Raw genomic sequence first — 6,621 nt, 5'->3', positions numbered from 1 at the left:
AACCGAACTCAGGTTAATTAATTAAAACATTTTAATATAAAATTTGAGCAAATTTGTTAGAATTATAATTTTTTTTTGCCCTAAAAATAGATGAATATTGAGGTGTACAGGCGAAATGTATCAATTATCAGCGATGCAATCGGGAAATGTTAAATATTTAATTTACTGCAAGTTACAAGGTTCAAGGTGTACAGAAGTAGTACAAATGCTATTTTTATTTTACCTCTAAAATAGCTAAAACCCTTTATTCATCGATGTTTGCGATGACGAGATTCTGGTGAATATTTAGAAAAAAAAGATGTTGCAGCATCTTAATCGTGTACCACTTTTGTACACCTTGTATTGTGTAAACCACCATAAATAAAGACTTCTATAGATACTGTATCGGGAAATAAATCGGTTTCTTTTAGTTTCGTTTTATTTCTTTTCCGATTATCTTTTTTTTATTTTTACATCTGTATTGTGAGTATTGAAGTCTTAATCCAAAAATATACTGAAAGAATCTGTTTCCGAAGCAGATTTCATAGAGCTATTAACAAAGCGAATCGAAAATCTCAATGTTGAAATCGCTTGGAAGATGTAGAAAGATTCATCCATATCCAAAAGTATTGGACATTTGGCCTAAACAGTATTTTTAAGATTTGGTAAAAAATCAAAGAATAATTGGTAAACTCTGGATATGCAAATAAAATTTCTAGTATCAGTTAAGCTACATTTTGGTAAATTTTGTTTTGATTATTAAACTCTTCTATAGTTTTGTAATGTAAGGTACCATGTTGTCTTTTTTTGTTATACCAGACTTCAATGTATTCAAATATTTCCAGCTCCATTTTTTCTTTGGAGATAAGTTTATTCCCATAAATTAACTCTGTTTTTAATGACTTAAAAAAGCTTTCCGCTACAGCATGGTCCCAACAATTTCCTTTACGACTCATACTTCTAATTACATTGTAAGACTCAATGGTTTTTACAAATTTATTGCTTGCATACTGAACGCCTCGGTCGCTATGAAAAATTAATCCTTTTGCAACTTTTCTATTTTTGACCGCCATTTTCCAAGCTGCAAGACTTGTTTCTTAAGTACTCATTCCATTACTTAAACTCCATCCAACTATTTTACGGTCATACAGATCAATAACTGTGGTCAAGTATAAAAATCCTTCATTGGTTTGAATATAGGTGATGTCAGAAACCTAAACTTCAGAAGGCGCAGCAACGGTAAAGTTCCTATCCAACGCATTTTCCACCAACAGATAATTGTGTTTTGAGTTGGTGGTAACTTTAAATTTCCTGCTCAGTTTACTTCTCAAACCCAACTCCTCATATATTTCGCAACTGTAATTCGTGATATTTTATATCCCAGTGAATTTAATTCAAAGGTAATTCTAGGGCTTCCATAGCGCTGTTTTGATGCGAAATAGATCGAGGTTATCTGCTGTTTTATTTTTTCTTTCAAAATCAATCTATTACAAATCGGACTACTTTTTCATTTGTAATAACCGCTGAGACCAACTTCTAAACAACGGCACATTTTTTCAATCGGAAAGAGGTATTCATGATTTTTAATGAAACCATATTTCATCGACCGCTCTTGGAAATGCTTTAGTCTTCATGAATACCTTAAAAAGAAAATGACAGAAAATGAGCTAAAAAATGCCGATTGCTTTTTTTAATATATCGCGCTCCAGCGCTGCATCCTTTAGTTTCTTCTCCAGTTCGTGGATTTTTTCCTGCTCCGGAGTTAGTTTAAGGTTTCCATTTCCAGGTAAACTTCCTTCCAAATTCTTCGTACTCTTTGCGCCATTTATAAAGCAATGTGACTTTTACACCTAGTTCTCGGGCTAACTCTGAAACATTAGACCTCTCGATGCTTAATTGAACGGCTTTTGTCTTAAAAGCTGGACCATAAATTTTTCGCTCTCGTTTCATATCTTAAAATTAAGGTTTTATGCTTAACTTTAACTGGAAGTTAATTTAGGATATCCAAATTAAAGATGATCAAGAACTGGGGAAAAAGTTCTTTTCCAAACTTTCAGTTACCCGTGAAGAAATGAGAAAAAATCGATCTTTAGATCTTTCTCCTCAACTTTGGGACAACTACCGCATTAAATATGTGTACCAACCCATCATTACCTCAACAAACAAATCGATGCGACTGTTCGAAATGAATTTCAGATATTACAATGCGGAACAAGAATCGATGTTTCGACCGTGGATCAACAATATTCCAGCGAACGAAAGAACTTAATTTCATTTGGGAAACCGGAAAAAACCAACAATTTGTGGTTAGAGCATACTTCAACTGGGAAAAAACCAATGATCTTTCAAAAAAGCCGGCAATAATGCGAAGTTAGAATTTAAAATCGCTCCTGATAACAGTAATTTTGAAATTTTCCTCAATAATGAACCTTTAAAAGCCGACAGTACCCGAATTTTTAAAACGGAGGTGGAATACATGGATTCTTATAATGATTATTGATTTAAAACTAAAGCGCAAAATGTTACTTTTACTTTTAGCACTGCAAAGTGTATCTCCATCAAACTTCTATTAAGAAGCGATATATTATGATTTCCTTCACAATTATTTGAGAATTAAAAAATTAATTAAAAGTTTTAATATAAATTTTGAACTGTAATTGCCTTGCTATAACTTTCAGTATAAGAATTAAAAAAAATCCGCCTAAAAAGACAGACCTTTGAGATATAGTTAATTAGTTTATACCCTTGGTTCCTATAACTTACGGAAACGCTCTCCCATCACGATGGCATAGCCCTGATCAAACGCCATCGTCACATCTACCCTATCATACTTTCCCACATTTGCACCTTTCCATCCGCTCTCGCCATTGCTTCCGTATTTCAGGATCAGAACGACTTGATAATTGCCATTCTTCTCACTTTTTCTTTTCTGGATGTTTCCAGACGCATCGGTCTCAATCCAATATTCCACGGGATAAGCTTTCACATCGTGAACCTGAAAATAACCCGTACCATCTCCATTGATCTCGACAATGGGTTATTTGCTTTTCTCGTACCAATATTTTCCCGTTATCTCTTCAGGAATGGCCTTTGTTCCGTAATAAGTATTGTCAGCTACAGTAAATTTTTCTACCTGAGCAGACAGAATACTTGTAAAAATCATAAAAATAAACAATGTAACAGATGACCTCATGATCTTGTGATTTAGTTTTATCAAAGTTATATGACAGAGACAACAGGCACAATACGCCAAAAGGAATATTTTTCAATTGAGAATTGCGCAAAAAAAAATCAGACCTATCAAGATCTGATTTCCATTATTTTTAAAAAGAATCAATTGTCAATAAAAAACGATCAATAATTCCAAAAGCTCCATTGGTTCCCATTGTAGACCGCCAAAGTTTTGATACCGTCATTATTTACCAAAACCATCATACCTGGTGCGGGATTTACAATATCTTGGTAAGAAGACACAATTGGCAAAACCATGGCTTTCGTAGAAGATTCCAAAACCAAGATCCCATCTGCAGCAGATGTACTACTACCGATCACCACTTTTGCAGCAGCATTTTCCTTTGCCACAGGCTGTACGCCAAGAAAGGACGAGACGTTGGCAGACTGTGCACTTAGATCCACCCAAGTTGTTCCATTGTAATACTCCACTTTTGCAGCAGTTGGCGTTGTGGCATTCAGGATGATGCTCCCAGGTGTCGTCAAGCCTGTTTTATCTGTGATGTAGGGAAGAATGAGACCTCTGTTCCCTGCATTGGAAAACTCCATCAAGACCGACGTTTTATCCGTTGCAGTTCCTACATTGTCTCCAAAAATAACCTGTGCATAAATGCTAATATTACAAATCAATAACATTAGACTCAATAAATAATTTTTCATCTTAAGGACAGGTTTTTTTATTATAACATCTCCAACCGATTGCTGAGCTGACGTAGAGTTTCAGGCAATTCACCGTAGTATCATAAACCATCATGCCTTCTACCGGATTTGTTATGTTGACAAGATTTGCTGTAGATGATCTTGTAATGACAAGTGGTTTTCTATTAGATTCCAGTGCTAGAAACCCACCTTTTCTTATCATTGGCCAATTGTTGTTGGTCGTTTCTGTGCCAGCTCTCCCCAACGAAGTGATGCCTGTATTTGTATCCAAAACCGTTCCTGTTGTGACAGGATTCTCAAGGCAATAAAGTGACATAGAATTGGTACTGTAGGCAGAGAAGGCCACATCACTGTCTCCTGACAGGATCTGCACAAATTTGACCGCGTTTTTATAATTGTCCTGCGTGATACCGAAATCGCTCAACTTGAACGTAAGAATACGGGTGTCCCTGGATGTCCCGGAAAATCCACTGCCTGTGTTGTAATTATGAGGACAATTCCCAGCATAATAAAAATTCCACAACGCCTTACCAGATGGACTCACGCTCGAAAAATTCACATCCTTCTGTACACCAACCGTATTTCCTAATGCATCTGTAAATTTGAAGATATCAAAATTTGCACTCGGCGCCCCTACTTGGGTCACTATAATATCTGGAATATTGTCGTCTATACAAGTTGGATTGATATCCGCCAAAACATTGACCAAAAACGACAAACTTTGGGTCGGAATATTAAAGATAGCACTACTGAGATCCAAACCATTGACACCATCCCTCAAGTAAAAGCCTAGCGAAGTATCGCAACTCAATGTTGGTCGGTTATTCTGATCCTGAACGACGCCATTTACAAACCTGGGAACGCCGATCAAAAAATTATTGGCCGTACTGCCTATGGCAATAGATGTGGGGAAAGACCTGTAATTCTCATTGACAAAGCTGACACCATTTGCCGTAAGAGAGGCGTTGTTGGCACCAGTCGCATAGGTCGTAGTTCCGATGGTAAAAGCAGTAAGATTGTTGGTCTCCTGAGTCGTCACATAGCTTGTGGAATTGTTTTGAGAGGTCCAGAAACCCTTGTGGTCACCATATATAGCGTTTGGTCTTACCTGGGCCTTAAAGGTACTAGTAGCGAAAAGAGTAATTAAAATAAAAAAATGTGCACTTAAAATCTTTTTCATTATCAATATTTGGTATTGAATTTATCCTTGCATTATCATGCATAACTGCAAATTTATATAAATTAAACAAAAACCCTTTCAAAATAGCATTAAAACAAATTAACATTGACATTTATCATATTATAAATGTCAATAATCATTTATTTTTATCTATAATACAATTGACATCTTGGAAAGAATAATTACAAAAACTTCAAATCAAATCCAACTTGTAATTCCTATCTTTGCACGAAATTTTTTAAGACAATGAATGCATTTATAGAAGAACTGAAATGGCGCGGACTTTTTTCTGATATGACGCCGGGAACGGAAGAACAACTCGATAAAGAACTCACGAAAGCCTATATCGGATTTGATCCTACCGCAGATTCTTTGCATATCGGAAGCTTGATTCAAATTAAAATTTTAGCCCATTTTCAACAGCACGGTCATCAGCCGATCGCCTTGGTTGGTGGTGCAACGGGAATGATCGGTGATCCTTCGGGAAAATCTGCTGAGCGTAACCTTTTGAGCGAAGAGACACTACTCCATTATGTAGATTGTCTTAAAAATCAATTGTCAAGATTCCTGGAATTTGATGGCGATGGCGATAACAAGGCAATCCTTGTCAACAATTACGATTGGATGAAGAATTTCACGTTCCTGGATTTTGCAAAGAACATCGGAAAGCACATCACAGTGAATTACATGATGGCGAAAGATTCTGTAAAAAAACGTTTCTCAGGAGATTCCGGTGTGGACGGTATGAGCTTCACCGAATTCACTTACCAACTTTTGCAAGGTTACGATTACCTTCATCTATACCAGAATGAAGGTGTGAAACTTCAAATGGGAGGATCTGACCAGTGGGGAAATATCACCACGGGAACAGAATTGATCCGAAGAAAAGCTCGTGGTGAAGCATTTGCCTTGACCGTTCCATTGATCACTAAAGCTGACGGTTCCAAATTCGGGAAGTCGGAAAGTGGAGAGAATTATTGGTTGGATGCTAAGAAAACTTCGCCTTACAAATTCTACCAATTCTGGAGAAATGCGACTGATGCTGATGCAGAAAGATTTATCAAATTCTATACTTTTCTTCCAAAAGAGGAAATCGAAGCTTTGATCGAGGAACATAAAACTGCAGCCCACGAAAGAAAACTTCAAAGGAAATTGGCAGAAGAAGTAACGATCTGGGTTCACGGAAAAGAAGAGTACGAAAAAGCCTTGAAAGCTTCCAATATACTTTTCGGACAGTCAACTTCGGAAGATCTTGTAAGTTTGAATGAAGAACTGTTCCTTCAGGTTTTTGATGGTGTTCCTCAAAAAGAACTGTCAAAATCGGAAGTGATCGGAACCAATATTATCGATTTAATTTCTGAAAAAACAGGTTTCTTAAAATCCAAAGGTGAGGCGAAAAGAGAACTTGCAGGAAATTCGATTTCTATTAATAAAACCAAGGTTGGCGAAGATTATTCAGTTTCAGAAAATGATCTGATTGACGGAAAATTCTTACTGATTCAAAAAGGAAAAAAGAATTATTTCATTGTAAAGGCAATTTAGGAATTCGACCCATCATCATCAATTATACA

Annotated in this window: 8 protein-coding genes and 1 pseudogene; 2 read left to right on the top strand and 7 right to left on the bottom strand. The window is 36.3% G+C overall.

Features of this window, described 5'->3' with window-relative positions; all coding sequences use genetic code 11:
- Nucleotides 1-704: 704 nt before the first annotated feature.
- From AXA65_RS20575 to AXA65_RS20565, 3 genes and pseudogenes are all read right to left on the bottom strand, one after another.
- Nucleotides 705-1,154 (bottom strand): annotated as a pseudogene (locus AXA65_RS20575) (IS3 family transposase); the annotation flags it as partial.
- Between the two features lie 152 nt (nt 1,155-1,306).
- On the bottom strand, nt 1,307-1,456 hold the full coding sequence (locus AXA65_RS20570) for an IS3 family transposase (RefSeq protein ID WP_371131531.1): 150 nt from the start codon (nt 1,454-1,456) through the stop codon (nt 1,307-1,309).
- A gap of 290 nt (nt 1,457-1,746) precedes the next feature.
- Nucleotides 1,747-1,929 carry a transposase gene (locus AXA65_RS20565; RefSeq protein WP_086048166.1) on the bottom strand — a complete coding sequence of 61 codons (183 nt, stop codon included), beginning with the start codon at nt 1,927-1,929 and terminating at the stop codon, nt 1,747-1,749.
- Between the two features lie 121 nt (nt 1,930-2,050).
- On the opposite strand from AXA65_RS20565, the gene AXA65_RS10380 reads away from it, so the two are divergent.
- A complete protein-coding gene (locus AXA65_RS10380; RefSeq protein WP_063970023.1) occupies nt 2,051-2,248 on the top strand; it encodes a hypothetical protein in 198 nt (65 codons plus the stop codon).
- A gap of 483 nt (nt 2,249-2,731) precedes the next feature.
- Here AXA65_RS10380 and AXA65_RS10375 read toward each other — a convergent pair whose 3' ends face one another.
- The 4 genes from AXA65_RS10375 to AXA65_RS10365 all read right to left on the bottom strand — a co-directional run bounded on the left by AXA65_RS10375 (nt 2,732) and on the right by AXA65_RS10365 (nt 5,050).
- Complete coding sequence (locus tag AXA65_RS10375; RefSeq protein WP_063970022.1) at nt 2,732-2,965, bottom strand: hypothetical protein; 234 nt, start codon at nt 2,963-2,965, stop codon at nt 2,732-2,734.
- Between the two features lie 51 nt (nt 2,966-3,016).
- Entirely contained in the window at nt 3,017-3,172 is a 156-nt protein-coding gene (locus AXA65_RS19910) for a hypothetical protein (RefSeq protein WP_165596593.1), read from the bottom strand.
- Nucleotides 3,173-3,333: 161 nt separating this feature from the next.
- Nucleotides 3,334-3,870 carry a hypothetical protein gene (locus AXA65_RS10370; protein ID WP_063970021.1) on the bottom strand — a complete coding sequence of 179 codons (537 nt, stop codon included), beginning with the start codon at nt 3,868-3,870 and terminating at the stop codon, nt 3,334-3,336.
- Between the two features lies 1 nt (nt 3,871).
- The gene (locus tag AXA65_RS10365) at nt 3,872-5,050 is read right to left on the bottom strand and encodes a hypothetical protein (protein ID WP_063970020.1); all 1,179 of its coding nucleotides are present in this window, start codon (nt 5,048-5,050) and stop codon (nt 3,872-3,874) included.
- A gap of 246 nt (nt 5,051-5,296) precedes the next feature.
- Between AXA65_RS10365 and tyrS the strand changes: the two genes are divergently transcribed.
- Nucleotides 5,297-6,592, top strand: a complete 1,296-nt coding sequence (gene tyrS / locus AXA65_RS10360; protein ID WP_063970019.1) for a tyrosine--tRNA ligase — start codon at nt 5,297-5,299, stop codon at nt 6,590-6,592.
- Nucleotides 6,593-6,621: the final 29 nt, after the last annotated feature.

This window comes from Chryseobacterium sp. FP211-J200 (assembly GCF_001643375.1).
GTDB lineage: Bacteria > Bacteroidota > Bacteroidia > Flavobacteriales > Weeksellaceae > Epilithonimonas > Epilithonimonas ginsengisoli.
The sequence above is the reverse complement of the archived record's forward strand: the minus strand, read 5'-3'. Positions and strand labels throughout refer to the sequence as shown.